Below are 18123 nucleotides of genomic sequence, written 5' to 3' on the forward strand. Positions count from 1 at the left end.
CCCCCTCCTCCTCTCTTCTTTCGTCACGTCACTCACATCACATCGAGCGTGGCGCGGCGCCGGCTGCCCCGCTCGAAGACGGCGAGCAGCGCGACGGCGACGACCGCGTAGCCGGAACCGACCAGCAGCTCGGTCCCGAGCAGCCGGCCGTCGAGACCGCCGCCCGCGGTGAGCCGGCGCGCCGCGTCGGCCGCGTGGGTCAGCGGCAGCAGCTCCCCGGTGGTGCGCATCCAGCCGGGCAGGGTGTCCCGGGGCACGGCGGCGCCCGTCAGGAGGAGCAGTGCCGAGCTCGCCACGTTCGACACCAGGAACACGTCGCGGAAGCGCAGCCCGAACGCTCCGAGCACGAGCCCGAACGCCGAGCAGGCCGCGGCTCCGGCGAGCAGGACCAGGCCGAGTCCGGGCAGCGCCTCCGCCGGTACGGGCAGCCCGAGCACGGCCGTGGCGGCGGCGAGCACGAACGCGCTGACGAGCAGCCCGTTGAGGACGTACGGCAGAGCGCGACCCGCCCACAGCGGGACCCGGTGCCGGGGTGAGAGCAGGACGGCCCCGAGGGTGCCGTACCGGCGCTCGTTGGCGACGGCCATCGTGCCGCCGTACACGCAGGAGGCGGAAGCTGCGAGCACGGCGTTGCCGACAAGGTGGAAACGGTCGTCGGCGACTCCGAGTTCCCGCCCGAGGAAGACGAAGAAGAAAACCTGAAGGAGCGGGCCGACCAGCAGAGTTCCGATGAACATGGGCGGCGTCGTCCAGTTGAACAGGGCGCGGTACGAGAGGGCCCCGCCGACGACGACGAGCCGCGCGGAGGAGAGGAAGCGGAACAGCACGGCGGGCCTTTCAGACGAGGGCGAGGGTCGCGGCGGCGCGCGCCCGGCGCTCCACCCGGCCGAGGACGAGGACGGCGGCCAGGGCGTAGCCGGTGCCGAGCGCCACGGCGGCGAGCAGCGGCGTGAGCACGTCACCGCCGGAGGTCGCCGCGTGCACGGCCCGCGCGCCCCAGGTGGTGGGCAGCGCCCAGGAGAGCGGGTGCGTCCAGGAGGGCAGCACCGTGACCGGTACGAGCAGCCCGGACAGCAGCCAGACGGGCGTGTCGAGCGGGTTGACCAGGGCGTTGGCGTTGCGCAGCAGGACGAAGGTCGCGGCCAGCAGCAGCCCCGTCATGCCGAGGGCCAGCACGCAGACCGGCACGGCGAGCAGGAACAGCAGCGGATGCGCGAAGTCCAGCGGCACTCCGAAGAGGACCACGCCCCACAGCACGGTCGCACCCATCGCGTACGTGCCGATGACGGCGGTCGCGAGGGTGATCGGCAGCAGGACGAGAGCGAGCGGGGTCGGCGCGGCGACCAGGGTCTCCAGGGTGCCGAGCCAGCGCTGGTTCTGCACGGCACCGCCCGAGCCGAAGAGCACCGAGCCCCAGATGCCCATGAGTCCGGCGCCGACGGAGGCGGTGAGGAGCCGGTCGGGGTCGCCGGCGGCGCGGAACAGGTAGACGGCGAGGGTGGCGTAGACGAGCGGGACGAGCACCGCGAAGGTGATCTCGATCGGCGAGCGCGACATGTACGAGACGTGCGTGCGCACGCCGACGACGACGAGCCGCAGCAGCCGTGGGGCGCGGATCACGCGGCCACCTCCGGCGCCGACGACTCGGACGGAGACTCCGCCTGGGACTCCGCCTGGGACTCCGCCCGGGTCTCCGCCTCCGCCTCCGCGGCGTCCGTGGGCTCGCGTCGGACCGCGTCCTCCACGATCGCGATGTAGGCGTCCTCCAGGGAGGGTTCGCGGCTGACGACCCGTCCGACGCGCACGCCGTCGAGCGCCGCAAGGACCCGCGCGTGCGGTTCGGCGCCGCGGTCGCTCTGCACGGTCAGGGCCTGCGCCGTCCCGCGCTCCTCGACGGCGGCGCCGCGTACGCCCGGGATCCGGCGGACCCGGCCGAGCAGCTCCTCGTCGACGCCGTACACCTCGAACTCCAGGACGTCCCGGTCCCCGACCCGGGACTTCAGGCTCTCGGGCGTGCCGAGGGCCCGGATCCGGCCGCCCGCGATGACGGCGACGCGGTCGCACAGTTCGTCGGCCTCGGCCATGTAGTGCGTGGTGAGCAGCACGGTGGTGCCGGCGGCCGCGAGGCCGGCGACGGTGCGGCGCAGGTCGCGGGCGGCGACGGGGTCGACGCCGATGGACGGCTCGTCGAGGAACAGCACGTCGGGCCGGTGCAGCAGCCCGCGGGCGATGTGCAGCCGCTGCCGCATGCCTCGCGAGTAGCCCTCGACGCGCTCCCGCTCGCGGCCCGCGAGACCGACCAGGTCGAGGAGTCCGGCGATCCGCCGCTTCTGGTCGCGGGCCTCGACCCCGTACAGCTCGGCGAAGTAGCGCAGGTTGTCGAGCGCGCTGAGCCGCTCGTACAGGCCTCGGTCACCGCCGAAGACGTACCCGATCCGCCGCCGTACGGCCACGGGCTCGCGGGCCACGTCGTGCCCGAACACCCGGGCCGTGCCGGAGGTCGGCAGGAGCAAGGTGTTGAGCATCTTGATGGTGGTGGTCTTCCCGGCGCCGTTCGGCCCGAGGAGCCCGAACAGCTCCCCGGGCGCCACGTCGAACGTGACACCGCGCACGGCCTCGGTCTCGGTACGGCGCGGCCGGAGCCATCCGGTCCGGCTGGTGTAGGTGCGGCGCAGCGCGTCCGCCTCGATCGCAAGCATGCGCCGGACGGTAGGAGCGCGGCCGGCAGCCGGGCGAACGATTCGGGAACCCCCGAATCGTCAGGCGGCCTCGGTCAGCACCCCTTCGCCGGCGAGCAGCGCGAGCAGCGAACGCCCGGTGTCCGTCAGCTGGTAGTAGACCGAGCGTCCCACCCGGTGGCGGGTGACCACACCCGCGCCGGTGAGCAGCGACAGGTGCTCGGAGACGGTGCTGGGCGCGAGGCCGAGGCGGTCCGCGAGGCCGTGCGTGGTCAGCGGCCCGTCCAGCTCCCTGAGCACGGCGGCCCGGCCCCGGCCGAGGAGCAGTCCGAGCCGGTCGCCGCCGTCGGCGGGCCCGGCCTGCCGCTCCCGCAGCACTCCGGCGCCCCTGGCCTGGAAGGAGACGGTCAGCACCTCGGGGTCGTCGGTCGAGTAGAGCCGGCAGCCCTCGGCGAAGACCAGCGGCACCAGCACGAGCCGCCGCTCCCCCGCCGCGTACTCCGCGTCGAGGTACTTGGTCAGTTCGAGCACGGGCCGCTCCCAGCGGCCTCGGCTCTCCAGCCCTCCGAACAGCGCGTCGACGCCCTCGGTGGCGAAGGTCCTGGCCCGGACGAGGACTTCGTCCTCCACCAGCCGGCGCATGACCGGCCAGTACGGCGCGATGGCCTCCTCCCACCAGGCGGCGTACGCGTCGGCGAGCGCCGCGCAGGCGGCCTGCGGATCCGTCAGATACGGGCGCAGGAAGGGCGCTTCGGCCATGCCGGGGTAGCAGACGGCGGCCTGGGCGCGGACGAACGCCGGGTCGGTGGACCGCAGCAGGTCCAGCTCCTCGTACACGTCGGCGGTGCCGACCGGCCGGGGCATCAGGAAGTCGGAGACCTCGTACCGCCCTTCGGCGAACAGGTCCCACAGCGGCCGAAGCCGGTCGTCCTCGCGCCACACCTCCCGCGCGCGCCCGACCCACTCCTGGTACGGCCAGGAGGGGTTGCGCTGCGGGAGTTGCAGGTGGAGGGCGCAGAACGCGTCCCGCAGCGGGCTCATCGCGATCCGGGTCGCGCCGAGCGCGGCCTCGTCGAGCTCGATCCGTATCAAGCGGGCTCCTCTCCCGTCGCGGGCAGCAGGAAGCCCTCCTCGACCAGGAGCCGGATGGCCTGCGGCGTGCGGTCCCGCAGCAGCACCGGGTCCTCGCCGGTGAGCTGGCCGATGGCGTCGAGGATCCGGCCGGCGCTGAGGGTGCCGTCGCACACGCCCGCGAACCCGGCGGCGACGTGGTCGACGCGGGTGGCGCGGCGCATGCCCCGGTTCTGCCGCAGCAGGACGTGCTCCGGGTCCTCCGCGCCGGGCAGGCCGACCTGCTCCTGCACGACCTCGGGCGCGAGGACGAAACTGCCGGCGAGCAGCGCCGCGTCGTCGTGGCCGCGCAGGTAGTCCTGACGCTCGAAGTGGGCCCGGACGGTGTCGCCGAGCGGCTGCTCGACGGGATGCGGCCACTCCTCGATGACGATCGAGGGCTCCACCCGGCCCGAGGCGACGGCCGCGTTCTTCCGGAGGGTGATCCAGCCGAAGCCGATGGCCTTGGTCTTGCTCGCCTCGAACTCGTCGAGCCAGCGCCCGTACGCCAGCCGGTACTCGGCCGGGTCGCCGCGGTGCTCGCCGCTGTCGCGCAGCCACAGCTCGGTGTACTGGGTGATGTCCTGGACCTCGCGCTGCACGATCCAGGCGTCGCAGCCGGCCGGCACCCAGGAGCGGAGCCGGTCCTGCCACTCCTCGCCCTCGACGTGCTGCCAGTTGGCGAGGAACTGGGCGTAGCCGCCGTCGTTGAGCCGGTCCCCGGCCTGCTGCACCAGGGTGCGGCACAGGTTGTCGCCGCCCATGCCGCCGTCCCGGTAGGTCAGCCCGGCGCCGGGGGAGATCACGAACGGCGGGTTGGAGACGATCAGGTCGTACGTGTCGCCGTCGACGGGCTCGAACAGGGAGCCCTGCAGCAGCTCGGCGCCGCGGGCCCCGGAGAGGGCGAGGGTGAGCCGGGTGAAGTCGAGGGCGCGCGGGTTGAGGTCGGTGGCGGTGACCAGGGTGGCGTGCTGCGCGGCGTGCAGCGCCTGGATGCCGGAGCCGGTGCCGAGGTCCAGCGCGGTGGCCACCGGGGTGCGGACGGTGATGCCGGCGAGGGTGGTGGACGCCCCGCCGACCCCGAGGACGACTCCTTCGTCCTTCTTCCCGATGCCGCCGGCGCCGCCGACGGCGCAGCCGAGGTCGGAGACGATGAACCAGTCCTCGCCGTCCGGTCCGCCGTACGGCCGGACGTCGACCGTGGCGTACACGGTGTCGTCCTCGCGGACCAGCCAGCCGTCGGCGAGCGCGTCCTCCAGGGGCAGCGCGGCGGCGGCCCGCTCCTGCTCGACGGCGCGCTGGAGCAGGAAGAGGCGGACGAGGGTCTCCAGCGGGGAGTCCCCGCGGGTGGCCCGCAGCGCGGGCACGGTCTCGCTGCGCGCGAGGGCGGCGTAGGCCTGGGCGCCGAGCAGGTCGAGCAGACCGTCGGCGGTGAAGTCGGCGGCGAGCAGGGCCTCGCGCAGTCGGGCGGCGTGCGTGGGCACCGGAAGGCTGGGGGTCGTGCTGGTCGTACTCACGTGCCCCATTGTGACGGCCGCCACCGACAACGGCAGCCACCGACGTCACCGCGCCCGCCTCCGCGGGGCCGGAGGGGCGGGACGGGACGCGATCGGCAGACCGGACGGGCGGGGCGGGCGGGCGGGTCGGGCCGAACAGGCCGGGCCGAGCGGGCAGGCCGCCAGGCACGGCAGGGCCGGGCCGGGGGCAGGGCCCAGGGCCGGGGGCCGGGGGCCGGACTGCGGCGAGGCCCGGCCGGCGGAACGCCGGACGGGCCTCGCGCGCCGTGGCGGCAGCGCCTCGGGCGCCTACTCCTCGCTCTTGGCCGAGGCCGAGGGCTTCGCGGACGGCTTGGCCGAAGGCGCGGTGGAGCCGGTCGCCGGGGCGCCGGCCTTCGGGGAGGCGCTCGGCGGCACCGACGCCTTGGGCGTCTGGCAGCCCGGCTGCTTGGCCATGGCCTGGCCGAGTTCGCCGGCCTGGAGCTTGGCGACCGCGTCCTGGTCCATGTTCTGGATCTTCGCCAGGTTGTCCGAGACGACCTTCAGGCCGTCGGCGAACTTCTGCTGGTTCGACGTGTCGAGCGCGTCGACCTGCTTCTTCAGTCCGTCGTAGGCCACGGCCGTGGCGTTGAGCTCCTTGATGGCGTCCTGCTGGACCTTCTCGCCGTTCTCGACCGGCGGCGCCCCGGAGCTCTCGACGGCCTTGGCGAGGGCCCGGTCGGCGGCGGCGATGTCCTGGAAGGCCTTCGAGTCGGCCGCCTTGATCGCCTCCGGCTTGCTGTCGGCGGCCGTGGAGATGATCAGCTGGTTGGCGTTGGCCCGCTTCTGGATCTGCGGCTGCGCCTGGTCGCAGAACGTCTTGGCCCAGTCGTTGACCTTGTCGCCCTCGTCGTCGCTGCAACCAGACAGCACGAGCACCAGTACCGCGCCGCCGGACAGTGCGGCCGCAAGCTTCTTGTTCACCGGATCGGTCCCTTCCAAGGCTCTCGGCCCCGGAACATACACGCCGCACGGACGCCATCCACCGATCGTGCGACCGATTCATCCGATATTGCAGCCGTTTGAACCAAGCAGACAGGGGCGGACGTCACGTCAGAACGTGCCGCCCCCCCTTCTTTGACGGCTCATCATCAAGCTTCGCCCGACGTCCCCTTAAGGAGTGACGGCGGCGTCCTTCGAGGAACCGTCCCGCTCCGCCGAGCCGTCCCCGACGGCCACGGACCGCCGCTTGGAGACCCGTACCGCCGCGACGATGACGAGGAACGCGAGCAGGGCGACCAGCGCCCGCAGCCAGGGGTTGGCGTCGGCCCCGTAGGCGAACTGCACGACGGCGGGGGCGATCAGCAGCGCCACCAGGTTCATCACCTTCAGGAGCGGGTTGATCGCCGGTCCAGCGGTGTCCTTGAAGGGATCGCCGACGGTGTCCCCGATGACCGTGGCGGCGTGCGCGTCGCTGCCCTTGCCGCCGTGGTGGCCGTCCTCGACCAGCTTCTTCGCGTTGTCCCAGGCGCCGCCGGAGTTGGCGAGGAACACGGCCATCAGCGCGCCCGTGCCGATGGCACCGGCGAGATACGCGCCGAGCGCGCCGACGCCGAGGGTGAAGCCGACCGCGATCGGGGCCATCACGGCCAGCAGACCGGGCGTCGCGAGCTCACGCAGGGCGTCCTTCGTGCAGATGTCGACGACCCGCCCGTACTCGGGCTTCTCGGTGTAGTCCATGATCCCGGGATGCTCGCGGAACTGCCGCCGCACCTCGTACACCACGGCCCCGGCCGACCGGGACACGGCGTTGATCGCGAGCCCGGAGAACAGGAACACGACGGCGGCGCCGAGCACCATGCCGAAGAGGTTGTTGGGCTGGGAGATGTCCATGGAGAGGTTCGTCTCGCTCGCCTTCGCCCCGACGTCGGCGACGGCGGTCGCGATGGCGTCCCGGTAGGAGCCGAACAGCGCCGACGCCGCGAGGACGGCGGTGGCGATCGCGATGCCCTTGGTGATCGCCTTCGTGGTGTTGCCGACGGCGTCGAGGTCGGTCAGCACCTGCGCGCCGGCGCCCTGGACGTCGCCCGACATCTCGGCGATGCCCTGGGCGTTGTCGGAGACCGGGCCGAAGGTGTCCATGGCGACGATCACGCCGACGGTGGTGAGCAGCCCGGTGCCGGCGAGGGCGACCGCGAACAGCGCGAGCATGATCGACGCGCCGCCGAGCAGGAAGGCCCCGTAGACGGCGAGGCCGATCAGCAGCGCCGTGTAGACGGCCGACTCCAGGCCGATGGAGATGCCGGCGAGGACGACGGTGGCGGGGCCGGTCAGCGAGGACTTGCCGATGTCGCGGACCGGGCGCCGGCCGGTCTCGGTGAAGTAGCCGGTGAGCTGCTGGATCAGCGCGGCGAGCACGATGCCGATGGCGACGGCGACCAGGGCGAGCACACGCGGGTCGCCGTCGTGGGCGGGGATGCCGGGCTCGGTGACGCCCTCGAGTTCGGCGTAGGAGGACGGAAGGTAGGTGAAGACGACGACGGCGACGAGCGCGAGCGAGATCACCGCGGACAGGAAGAAGCCGCGGTTGATGGCGGTCATCCCGCTGCGGTCGGCGCGCCGCGGAGCCACCGCGAAGATGCCGATCATCGCGGTGACCACGCCGATCGCCGGCACCATCAGCGGGAAGGCGAGGCCGAGGTCGCCGAAGGCGGCCTTGCCGAGGATCAGCGCGGCGACGAGCGTCACGGCGTAGGACTCGAAGAGGTCGGCGGCCATGCCGGCGCAGTCGCCGACGTTGTCGCCCACGTTGTCGGCGATGGTGGCGGCGTTGCGCGGGTCGTCCTCGGGGATGCCCTGCTCGACCTTGCCGACGAGGTCGGCGCCGACGTCGGCGGCCTTGGTGAAGATGCCGCCGCCGACCCTCATGAACATGGCGATGAGAGCGGCGCCGAGCCCGAATCCCTCCAGCACCTTCGGCGCGTCGGCGGCGTAGACGAGGACCACGCAGGACGCGCCGAGCAGGCCGAGTCCCACGGTGAACATGCCCACCACTCCGCCGGTGCGGAAGGCGATCTTCATCGCCCTGTGGGAGACCGAGGTCAGGTCCTTCTCCGGTTCGCCCTGGGCCGGGGTGGCCTCCCGCGCCGCCGCGGCCACCCGTACGTTCGCGCGTACGGCGAGCCGCATTCCCACATATCCGGTGACCGCCGAGAAAAGCGCGCCCACCAGGAAGAACAGCGAGCGTCCGGCCCGCTGCGACCAGTTGTCGGCCGGCAGCAGGAACAGCAGGAAGAACACGACGACGGCGAAGACGCCGAGGGTGCGCAGCTGCCGGGCGAGATAGGCGTTCGCGCCTTCCTGCACGGCGGCCGCGATCTTCCGCATCGTCTCCGTGCCCTCGCCCGCCGCGAGGACCTGTCGTACGAGGAGCTGTGCCACGACCAGCGCCGCGAGCGCGACGGCCGCGACGACGATCACGATCACGCGGTTCTCCTCGGTGAGCACCGCGGCTGCTAGACCCGCCATTCCGTCCTCCTTGACGTCGAGGGGTCAAGACAAGGCGGATTGTAAGGAGGGAAACCTGATCAAAACAGGGCGCCGCAATGGTAATTCCCGAATACCTCACAAGTGCGGCCGAATGCGGTAATGGGCCCAAAGCATTCGTGGCCGATTTCGGCACCGGGGAATGAAAAGAGGCCCTGCGGGGCAGGGCCTCTTCTCACGTTCTGATGTTCTCGGATGCCGCACCCTACGGGCGCGCCACGACGCAACCGCCGCCCGGCACCTTCGTGCCGACGCGGGCCTCCGCAAGCCCTGCGGCCTCCGCCGGCCCCACGTCCTACCCGGGGCCTCGCGCCGGTCCCGGGGTCAGCCGAGCGCGGCGTCCGGGTTGGCGGGCCAGCTCATCCTGATGGTGCCGCCGTCCTCGCCGGCGCTCACCTCCACGTCGTCGACGAGCCCACGGATCACCGCGAGACCCATCTCGTCCTCACCACCGGCATCGTCGAAGTCCTCGGCCGGAGCCGCTTCGCGCGCGCCGGGCACCCCGACGGCGTCGGCGGCCGCCACACCCGCGCCCGGCACCTCGTCGCCGACCTCGATGGAGAAGGTCTTCTCCTCCTCGGTCAGCACGACCCGGACGGGAGTGGTGACGCCGTTGCTGCGGTGCAGACCGACCGCGCGGGAACAGGCCTCGCCGACGGCGAGCCGGACCTCGTCGAGGACCGCGTCGTCGACCCCGGCCCGGCGCGCCACCGCGGCGGCCACCAGGCGGGCCGTGCGGACGTGCTCGGGCTGGGCACTGAAGAGGAGTTCAACGGTGGCCATGTGATCCCCCTGCGATTCTCGGCTGCTGAACGGGGCGACGGCTGCGCGTGGCCTCAGTCAGCGGCGTTGACGGCCTCTTCCACCGACGTGTGGATCGGGAACACCTTGGTGAGGCCGGTGATCCGGAAGATCTTGAGAATGCGCTCCTGGTTGCACACCAGTCGCAGCGATCCCTCGTGCGCGCGCACGCGCTTCAGACCGCCCACCAGCACGCCGAGGCCGGTCGAGTCGAGGAAGTCCACGCCTTCCATGTCGACAACCAGGTGGTAGCTGCCGTCGTTCACCAACTCGACCAACTGCTCGCGCAGCTTGGGCGCGGTATACACATCAATCTCGCCACCGACCTCGACGACCGTACGGTCGCCGTTGGGGCCGGGCACAGTGCGAGTCGACAGAGACAGGTCCACGGGTCCTCCAGCACCTAGCTATCGAGCGGCCGTCCCTCGGGGTCTCCCGGGCGGAGCCACGGGACGGATCGCCGGCCGCGATGGCATTCAATCACTTACCGGCAGCCATGCACGACGCCTTGGGAGCATTGTCCGTCACGCCGGTGACACACTCGGTGCCGATGGCAGAGAATCACCGCCCCAGCCGACCCGCCGGAGACACGGGCAGCCGCCCCTCTCCCGGCGAGGTCCTCGACCGGCTTTCGCGAGGCGAGAGCCGGGCCGCGCGCATCACTCATACGGAGCATCTGCCCGCCCGTGCGGGTCGCCATGCCGTCTGGCCGCACCGCATCCGGGCGGAAGTGATCGCGGCAGTCGAGAAGGCCGGGATCGAGCACCCCTGGGCCCACCAGGCGGAAGCCGCCGAGCACGCCCTGGACGGCACCTCCGTGGTGATCGCCACCGGAACGGCCTCGGGCAAGTCGCTCGCCTATCTCACCCCCGTCCTCTCCACTCTCCTTGACGGCAGCGAGGCCGCGAACGGTCGCGGCGCCACCGCCCTGTACCTCGCCCCGACCAAGGCCCTCGCCGCCGACCAGCGGCGCGCCGTACGCGAACTCGCCGCCCCGCTCGGCAACCGGATCCGCCCCGCCGTCTACGACGGCGACACGCCGGTCGAGGAGCGCGAGTGGGTCCGCCAGTACGCGAACTACGTCCTCACCAACCCCGACATGCTCCACCGGGGCATACTCCCGTCCCATCCCCGCTGGTCCTCGTTCCTGCGCTCCCTCCGCTACGTCGTCGTCGACGAGTGCCACACCTACCGGGGCGTCTTCGGCTCCCACGTCGCCCAGGTGCTGCGCCGGCTGCGCCGCGTCTGCGCCCGTTACGGCTCCGAGCCGGTGTTCCTGCTGGCCTCGGCCACCTCCGCGGACCCCGCCCGCGCCGCGGGCCGGCTCACCGGGCTGCCGGTCACCGAGGTCTCCGACGACGCCTCCCCGCGCGGCGAACTGGTCTTCGCCCTGTGGGAGCCGCCGCTGACCGAGCTCCACGGCGAGCAGGGAGCCCCGGTCCGCCGCACCGCCACCGCCGAGACCGCCGACCTGCTGACCGACCTCACCGTGCAGGGCGTCCGCTCGGTCGCCTTCGTCCGCTCCCGGCGCGGCGCCGAACTGATCTCGGTGATCGCCCAGGAACGCCTCGCCGAGGTCGACCGCACCCTCGCCCGCCGGGTCGCCGCCTACCGGGGCGGCTACCTGCCCGAGGAGCGGCGCGCCCTGGAGCGGGCCCTGCACTCCGGCGAACTCCTCGGCCTGGCCGCAACGACCGCCCTGGAGCTCGGCGTGGACGTCTCCGGCCTGGACGCCGTCGTGATCGCCGGCTACCCGGGGACCCGCGCCTCCCTGTGGCAGCAGGCCGGCCGCGCCGGGCGCTCCGGCGAGGGCGCGCTCGCGGTCCTCGTCGCCCGCGACGACCCGCTGGACACCTTCCTGGTCCACCACCCCGAGGCGATCTTCCAGCAGCCCGTCGAGTCGACCGTCCTCGACCCCGACAACCCCTACGTCCTCGCCCCCCATCTGTGCGCCGCCGCAGCCGAGCTGCCGCTGACCGAGTCCGACCTGGCGCTCTTCGGCCCGGCCGTACCCGAGCTGCTGCCCCAGCTGGAGTCCGCCGGCCTGCTGCGCCGCCGCTCCACCGGCTGGTACTGGACCCGCCGCGAGCGCGCCGCCGACCTCGCCGACATCCGGGGCGGCGGCGGCAGCCCCGTACGGATCGTCGAGGCCGGCACGGGCCGGCTGCTCGGCACGGTCGACGAGGCCGCCTCCCACGCCGCCGTCCACGAGGGCGCCGTCCACCTCCACCAGGGCCGCACCTATCTGGTCCGCGAGCTGGACCTGAAGGACTCCGTGGCCCTCGTCGAGGAGGCGAACCCGCCCTACTCGACCACCGCCCGCGACACCACCTCCATCTCCGTCCTGTCCACCGACACCGAGATCCCCTGGGGAGCCGGCCGCCTCTGCTACGGCTCCGTCGAGGTCACCAACCAGGTCGTCTCCTTCCTCCGCCGCCGTCTGATCACCGGCGAGGTGCTCGGCGAGACCAAGCTCGACCTGCCGCCCCGCACCCTGCGCACCCGGGCCGTGTGGTGGACGGTCACCGAGGACCAGCTCGACGCCGCCCGGATCAACCCGGAGATCCTCGGCGGCGCCCTGCACGCCGCCGAACACGCCTCCATCGGCATGCTGCCGCTCTTCGCCACCTGCGACCGCTGGGACATCGGCGGCGTCTCCGTCCCGCTCCACCCCGACACCCTGCTCCCGACCGTCTTCGTGTACGACGGCCACCCCGGCGGCGCCGGCTTCGCCGAACGCGCCTTCCAAACCGCCCGCGCCTGGCTCACCGCCACCCGCGAGGCCATCGCCTCCTGCGAGTGCGACGCCGGCTGCCCCTCCTGCATCCAGTCCCCCAAATGCGGCAACGGCAACGACCCCCTCCACAAACGCGGCGCCGTCCGCCTCCTCACGGAACTCCTGCGAGGCGCCCCCGAGGAGTCCGCGGCGCAGGAGAACCTGTCGGGGGACGGTGGGGCCCGGGGCAGCGGGTCCGGGGACGGTGGGGGCCGGGGCAACGGGTCCGGAGACGGTGGGGCCCGGGGCAACGGGTCCGGAGACGGTGGGGCCCGGGACGGTGGGGCCGCAGGCGGCGCGTCTGCCGCCGGCGCGTCTTCGTCCGAGGCGTCTCCGTCCGAGGCGTCTGCGGCCGAGGCGTCTGCGGCCGAGGCGTCTGCGGCCGCCACGTCTGGGGACACCGCATCTGCGGAGGCCGCCTCTTCCGAGACCACGGACGAGCCCGGCCGGCCCCGGCGGGCGAGCGGCAGCTAAGGCGTTCCCGGCGGGTCAGGGCCGGTCGGAGGGGCAGGGACGGCCGGAGGGGCAGGGACGACCGGAGAGGCGCTTCCGGCCGGTGGGCGGGCAGGCGGGCCCGCGCGGGCGCGGGACTGCGGATGCCATGGAGGGTGCGCCACGCGCGCGGTGACGTCGGCGATGTCATCGCGGACGTGGCAGTGGACCAGGGTGGCGCCCTGCGCCGCCGCGACGCGGGCCGCGGCCGCGCAGGCGTCCTGCTCGCCCCACAACGTGCGGCCGGCAGCGGCCAGGGCCGCCAGGTCGGCGGCCGCGCCCGCGCGGTGACGGGCCGCGACGGCCTGGCCGAGGGCCAGCACCGCGCCGAAGACGACGCAGAGCGCGCAGGCCGCGAACGCGGTCCACACCGTGGCCGCACCCCTGTCGGCCTGACGGGTCCGGCGGGCGCTCCTCATGGGATCGCCTCCCCTACCGTGTCCTCGGCGAGCGCCGCCGCCCCGGCCCGCAACGTCAGCCCGAGTCCACCAGGCCCCGGTGCGGTCGCCTCGACGTCCACCCGCCAGAGCTCGCCCTCCCGTACCACCGTGACGTTCGCGCCCTCGGGAGCCGCGGCCCGGGCCGCTGCCTCGGCGGCCGGGACGGGCTCGGAGCGGGCGACCGCCCGTGCCCCGGCCCTGGCCGCGTCGACGCACTGGATCTGTGCGGCGGCTGCGGCCAGTCCCCAGAGCAGGGCCGCGGTGAAGAGGACGAGGGCGGGCAGCGCGACCGCCGTCTCCGCGGTCACCGATCCCCGGTCAGAACGGCGCATCGAGAGCCTTCCCGATCACCGATTCCAGCGCCTTGCTCACCGTGCCGCTGGTGAGCACCTTGTAGAGCACGGCCGCGAAGGCCGCGGCGGCGATCGTGCCCATCGCGTACTCCGTCGTGCTCATGCCCGTGTCGCGGCGTGCCGCCGCCGTCCGGTCCCGCCACCATCCGAGCAGCCGGCTCCCCGAGCCCCCGCCTTTCTCGCATTTCCTGCACTTCCTGGACTCCCTGTGCTTCCTGCACTCCCTGGACTCGCTGAGCTTCATTTCCGTACCTCCTCGTGATCTCTCGTCCACTTCGTTCTCACCGGCCTCCGAGCAGTCCGCTCGCCAGGCCGATCACCACCGGAGCCACCCCGACCGCCAGGAACGCGGGCAGGAAGCACAGCCCCACCGGCGCGGTGATCAGCACCTCGGCGCGCTGTGCCCGGGTTGCCGCCGTTCGGGCGCGGGCCGCGCGCAGTGCCTCCGCCTGGCGTGCCACGGCATCGGCCGCGGGCGCCCCGGAAGAGGCCGCGCGTTCCAGACAGCGGGCCAGCCCTTCCGCACCGGGTATCTCGCCGAACCTCCGCCACACATCGGCCGGTTCGCCGCCGAGCCTCAGCTCGGCAGCGGCGCGGACGAGCCGCTCGCCCACCGGGCCGCCAAGCGACCGGCCCACCGCGTCCGCCGACTCCCCGGGCGGCGCCCCAGCTGAGGCGCACGCCGCCAAAAGGTCTGCAGCAAGGGGAAGCTGACGTGCCGTCTCCTCGTCCCGTTCCTCGTGCTCTGCGTGCGGCCGCTGTGCTCGCCACCGCCACAGCGCCCAGGCCACGCCGACTCCGACCAGGAACCCGGGAAGGCCGCCGATCAGCGCGAACCCGGCGAGGCCCGCCGCACACGGCACACCCCAGGCCCGTACCCGAGCCGGAAGAACCGGTCTCCGTCTGTTATCCGCCGACTTCCTTGGCGGCTTCCCCACTCCCAGCAGGGCCGCCGTCCGGGCGCGGGCCCGCCGGTCTCGGCGTCGGCCGGCCAGGGCCAGAGCCGCCGCCGCGAGGGCACACAGCATGGTGAGGACGGCTGTCACGACCGCTCGCCTCCCCGCACGATCCGGGCCGCCCACCACAACCCCGCCGCCTCCAGGGCACCGCCGACGGCAAGACAGGCGAGACCCGCGGGCGTGTGGAGCAGCACCCACAGCGGGCGGGCACCGAGTGCGGCGCCGAGGCCGAGTCCGGCGACGGGCAGGACGGCGAGGACGGCCACCGTTGCCCAGGCCCCGGCCAGTTGGGCCCGCAGCCGCTCCCGCTGGTCCTGGTGGGCCCGCAGCGCGGCCTCCAGCCGGTCGAGGCCGGCGGCGAGGCCCGCACCTCCGTCCACGGCGACCTGCCAGCAGGCGGCCATCCCGGCCAGGCCCTCGGCACCCTCATCGCGGGCCGCCCGGCGCAGCGCCTCCGGCACGTCCCCGCCGAAGCGGGCCGCTGCGAGAACCGCCGCCTCCTGGCCGCCGAGCGCGCCCGTGGTGCGCGCGGCGAACGCCAGTGCCTGGGCGGGCTGCCAGCCGGCTCTCAGCTCTCCCGCGACCGTCCCGCACAGGGCGACGACCCGGTCGGCGCGTGCCTTCCGCTCCCGTAGCGCCCTCGCCGCCCGGAGCCGGCGTCCGGTCAGCGGAACCCCGACCGCCCCCGCGAGCAGCGGCAGCGGTGAGGAGCCGAGCAGGGCGACCAGCGCCGCCACCGGCAGGCACAACCACTCCGGCCGGCCGCGCAGCCCGCTCCACCACCCCGCGGCGACCGCGGGCGCCGCGGCCCAGGTCCAGGTCCAGCTCTCCACCGGTCCTCCCGGCGCCGCGAGGACCGCGCGGTCCCTGCGGGCCGCCCGCTCCTGACGAGCCGTCCACCACAGCGCGAGAACCGCGCACAGCGCCGCCGCGCCCGTCGTCGTCATCGTCCGCCTCCGGTCAGCGACCGCAGTCGCTCCCAGCCCCGCTGCCGCCGGAAGCCGCCCGGTGCCCAGCTCAGGGCGGGAACCGTCACCACCAGGCCCTGCGGGTCGCGTTCGAGGACGTGCACCTCGGCGATCCGCCGGAGTCCGGATCGGTCCCGCACCACGTGCAGCACCGCCGAGAGCCCGGCGCCCAACTGGCTGTGCAGGGCGGCACGGTCGAGCCCGGCGGCCGTGCCCAGCGCCTCGAGCCGGGCGGGCACGTCCGCGGCCGTGTTGGCGTGGACCGTGCCGCAGCCTCCTTCGTGGCCCGTGTTGAGGGCTGCGAGCAGGTCGACCGCCTCCGGGCCGCGGACCTCGCCGACCACGAGCCGGTCAGGCCGCATCCGCAGCGCCTGCCGCACCAGGTCCCGCAGGGTGACGAGCCCCGCGCCCTCCTGGTTGGGCGGTCGAGCCTCCAGTCGCACGACGTGCGGGTGGTCGGGGCGCAGTTCGGCCGAGTCCTCGGCGACGACGATCCGCTCGCGCGGACCGACCAGGCCGAGCAGGGTGGACAGGAGAGTCGTCTTGCCCGAGCCCGTGCCGCCGCTGACGAGGAAGGAGACACGGGCCTCGACCAGTGCCCGCAGCACCGGCTCGCCGCCCGGCGGGACGGTGCCCGCCTCGGCCAGCTCGCTCATGGAGAACGCCCTCGGCCGCACCACTCGCAGCGAAAGACAGGTCGAGCCGACGGCGACCGGCGGCAGGACGGCGTGCATGCGTGTGCCGTCCGGGAGCCGTGCGTCCACCCAGGGCCTGGCGTCGTCGAGCCGGCGCCCCGCGACCGCCGCGAGCCGCTGCGCCAGGCGCCGTACCGCCGCGGCGTCGGGGAACGTCACGCCGGTCGCCTCCAGGCCGGCGCCGCGGTCCACCCAGACCCGGTCGGGCGCGGAGACCAGGACGTCGGTCACCCTCGGGTCGGCGAGCAGCGGCTCCAGCGGCCCCGTGCCGATCAGTTCGCAGCGCAGTTCCTCCGCCGCGCCCAGCACTTCGGCGTCGCCGAGCAGCCGCCCCTGGGCCCGCAGTGCCGCCGCGACGCGTGCCGGGGTCGGTTCGGCGCCGCTCTCCGCGAGCCGCTGGCGCACGGCGTCGAGAAGTCCCGTGCCGCTCATGCCGCACGCTCCGGTACGAGAACGCGCTCCCAGAAGGCGGAGCAGAAGCGGGCGAGGCCGCCGCGGACCTCGGAGCCGGGCGGAGGTCCGCCGTCCCCGGTCGTCGCGAGGCCGGTGTCGCAGGGAAGTTCGCCGGCGAGGGGCAGCCGCAGGGCGTCGGCGATCCACTGCTCGTCGAGCCCGGGCGCGTAGGGCCCGCGTACGACCGCGCGCAGATCGCGCAGCACCGTGCCGACGGCTCCGGCCATCCGCTGGGCGGCGGCGACGGCCCGCAGCTCGCCGGGGACGACAAGCAGGCCGAGGTCGAGCTGGGCGAGGGCCTCGGTGACGGTGTCGTCGATCCGGCGGGGCAGGTCGACCACGACGACTCCGTCGCGCCGCCGGGCCGCGGCGAGGACCGAGCGCATCGCCTCGGGCGGCACGGGCACCGGGTCACCCCGGTCCCAGCTCAGCACCCGCAGCCCCCGCACCGACGGCAGCGACTCCTCCAGGGCCGCGCCGGCCACCCGTCCCTTCGACGCGGCGAAGTCGGGCCACCGCCGCCCTTCGGCGCGCTCGCCGCCGAGCAGCACGTCGAGTCCGCCGCCGAGCGGGTCGCCGTCGACGAGGAGGGTGCGCTGCCCGGCCCGGACGGCGGCGAGCGACAGCGCGCAGGCCAGCGTGGACGCTCCGGCGCCGCCTCGACCGCCGATGACGCCGACGGTCAGCGCCTGCCGCCCCACGCCCTCGACGGCGTCGGCGATGAGGTCGACGACACGGCCCTCGTCGTCGGGCAGGGTCAGCACGTCCTCCGCGCCGATCCGGACAGCGCGCCGCCATACGCCCGGGTCGTCGGGGTCACGTCCCACGAGCAGCACTCCGGGCCTTCGCGTGGCGCCGCGGCAGCGGGCCGCCGCGTCGTCTCCGACAAGGACCAGGGGCGGGTCCGTCCAGGCCGCGCGGCGCTCGGGCACGGTGTGGTGCACCTCGGGCTCGGCGCCTGCGGCGGCGCACAGCCGCAGCAGGTCGTCGAGGAGTGCCAGGTCCTCGGTGACGAGCAGCGGCCGGGCTGCCCGCCCGCCTCCCTCTCCCGCGACCGCCCGCTCCGTCGCCGCGCCTCGCGTCGGCGTTCCGGAAGTCTTCGGTCCCTCCACGGCACACACCCCTCACGTGATTCCTGCGGTTCGCGGACTTCGCGACCGGAATCACCGTGCAGCCATCGGGAAAAACTTGTGGATCTTGGTCAAAAACTGTGGATAACCCGCCGCCTGTGAATAACTTCGCCACCTGAACCGGTACTGCCCGGAGAGCAGCCTCTCGACTACGCTGAGTGACGAAAACGGGTGTCGCGCGTCCACCCGGCCGCGCGGTGACACAGTCGGGCAAGGAGGGGCAGAGATGAGGGAAGGCCGAGGAGAA

At 74.0% G+C, this 18123-nt stretch carries 17 protein-coding genes; 1 reads left to right on the top strand and 16 read right to left on the bottom strand.

Features of this window, described 5'->3' with window-relative positions:
• Positions 1 to 32: 32 nt before the first annotated feature.
• The 9 genes from ACFWJO_RS12780 to bldG form a co-directional block, all read right to left on the bottom strand.
• On the bottom strand, positions 33 to 827 hold the full coding sequence (locus ACFWJO_RS12780; RefSeq protein WP_386864730.1) for an ABC transporter permease: 795 nt from the start codon (positions 825 to 827) through the stop codon (positions 33 to 35).
• Between the two features lie 10 nt (positions 828 to 837).
• On the bottom strand, positions 838 to 1620 hold the full coding sequence (locus ACFWJO_RS12785) for an ABC transporter permease (protein ID WP_386864731.1): 783 nt from the start codon (positions 1618 to 1620) through the stop codon (positions 838 to 840).
• Entirely contained in the window at positions 1617 to 2699 is a 1083-nt protein-coding gene (locus ACFWJO_RS12790; protein WP_386864732.1) for an ATP-binding cassette domain-containing protein, read from the bottom strand. Before ACFWJO_RS12790 ends, ACFWJO_RS12785 begins: the two co-directional genes overlap by 4 nt.
• Positions 2700 to 2759: 60 nt before the next feature.
• The gene (locus ACFWJO_RS12795) at positions 2760 to 3770 is read right to left on the bottom strand and encodes an ArsR/SmtB family transcription factor (RefSeq protein ID WP_386864733.1); all 1011 of its coding nucleotides are present in this window, start codon (positions 3768 to 3770) and stop codon (positions 2760 to 2762) included.
• Entirely contained in the window at positions 3767 to 5314 is a 1548-nt protein-coding gene (locus tag ACFWJO_RS12800) for a methyltransferase (protein ID WP_386864734.1), read from the bottom strand. Before ACFWJO_RS12800 ends, ACFWJO_RS12795 begins: the two co-directional genes overlap by 4 nt.
• 279 nt (positions 5315 to 5593) lie before the next feature.
• Positions 5594 to 6247 carry a small secreted protein gene (locus tag ACFWJO_RS12805; RefSeq protein WP_386864735.1) on the bottom strand — a complete coding sequence of 218 codons (654 nt, stop codon included), beginning with the start codon at positions 6245 to 6247 and terminating at the stop codon, positions 5594 to 5596.
• A 189-nt stretch (positions 6248 to 6436) separates the two neighbouring features.
• Complete coding sequence (locus tag ACFWJO_RS12810; RefSeq protein WP_386864736.1) at positions 6437 to 8791, bottom strand: sodium-translocating pyrophosphatase; 2355 nt, start codon at positions 8789 to 8791, stop codon at positions 6437 to 6439.
• A 342-nt stretch (positions 8792 to 9133) separates the two neighbouring features.
• The gene (locus ACFWJO_RS12815; RefSeq protein WP_386864737.1) at positions 9134 to 9592 is read right to left on the bottom strand and encodes an ATP-binding protein; all 459 of its coding nucleotides are present in this window, start codon (positions 9590 to 9592) and stop codon (positions 9134 to 9136) included.
• A 53-nt stretch (positions 9593 to 9645) separates the two neighbouring features.
• Positions 9646 to 9999, bottom strand: a complete 354-nt coding sequence (bldG, locus tag ACFWJO_RS12820; RefSeq protein WP_386864738.1) for an anti-sigma factor antagonist BldG — start codon at positions 9997 to 9999, stop codon at positions 9646 to 9648.
• Positions 10000 to 10079: 80 nt separating this feature from the next.
• Between bldG and ACFWJO_RS12825 the strand changes: the two genes are divergently transcribed.
• Entirely contained in the window at positions 10080 to 12860 is a 2781-nt protein-coding gene (locus ACFWJO_RS12825) for a DEAD/DEAH box helicase (protein ID WP_386864739.1), read from the top strand.
• Here ACFWJO_RS12825 and ACFWJO_RS12830 read toward each other — a convergent pair.
• The 7 genes from ACFWJO_RS12830 to ssd form a co-directional block, all read right to left on the bottom strand.
• Positions 12857 to 13297 carry an Rv3654c family TadE-like protein gene (locus ACFWJO_RS12830; protein WP_386864740.1) on the bottom strand — a complete coding sequence of 147 codons (441 nt, stop codon included), beginning with the start codon at positions 13295 to 13297 and terminating at the stop codon, positions 12857 to 12859. The two genes, ACFWJO_RS12825 and ACFWJO_RS12830, sit on opposite strands and share 4 nt — an antisense overlap.
• Entirely contained in the window at positions 13294 to 13626 is a 333-nt protein-coding gene (locus ACFWJO_RS12835) for a TadE family type IV pilus minor pilin (protein ID WP_386864741.1), read from the bottom strand. The genes ACFWJO_RS12830 and ACFWJO_RS12835 overlap by 4 nt, the downstream gene beginning before the upstream one ends.
• 10 nt (positions 13627 to 13636) lie before the next feature.
• Positions 13637 to 13774, bottom strand: coding sequence for a DUF4244 domain-containing protein (locus ACFWJO_RS12840; RefSeq protein WP_361585035.1), 138 nt, complete (start codon positions 13772 to 13774; stop codon positions 13637 to 13639).
• Positions 13775 to 13952: 178 nt separating this feature from the next.
• Complete coding sequence (locus ACFWJO_RS12845) at positions 13953 to 14699, bottom strand: type II secretion system F family protein (protein WP_386864802.1); 747 nt, start codon at positions 14697 to 14699, stop codon at positions 13953 to 13955.
• 14 nt (positions 14700 to 14713) lie between these two features.
• Positions 14714 to 15577 carry a type II secretion system F family protein gene (locus ACFWJO_RS12850; RefSeq protein WP_386864742.1) on the bottom strand — a complete coding sequence of 288 codons (864 nt, stop codon included), beginning with the start codon at positions 15575 to 15577 and terminating at the stop codon, positions 14714 to 14716.
• Positions 15574 to 16725, bottom strand: a complete 1152-nt coding sequence (locus ACFWJO_RS12855; protein ID WP_386864743.1) for a TadA family conjugal transfer-associated ATPase — start codon at positions 16723 to 16725, stop codon at positions 15574 to 15576. The genes ACFWJO_RS12850 and ACFWJO_RS12855 overlap by 4 nt, the downstream gene beginning before the upstream one ends.
• A complete protein-coding gene (ssd, locus tag ACFWJO_RS12860) occupies positions 16722 to 17765 on the bottom strand; it encodes a septum site-determining protein Ssd (RefSeq protein ID WP_386864803.1) in 1044 nt (347 codons plus the stop codon). The genes ACFWJO_RS12855 and ssd overlap by 4 nt, the downstream gene beginning before the upstream one ends.
• Positions 17766 to 18123 lie beyond the last annotated feature (358 nt).

This window comes from Streptomyces sp. NPDC127092, assembly GCF_042722475.1.
In the GTDB taxonomy this organism is placed as follows: domain Bacteria; phylum Actinomycetota; class Actinomycetes; order Streptomycetales; family Streptomycetaceae; genus Streptomyces.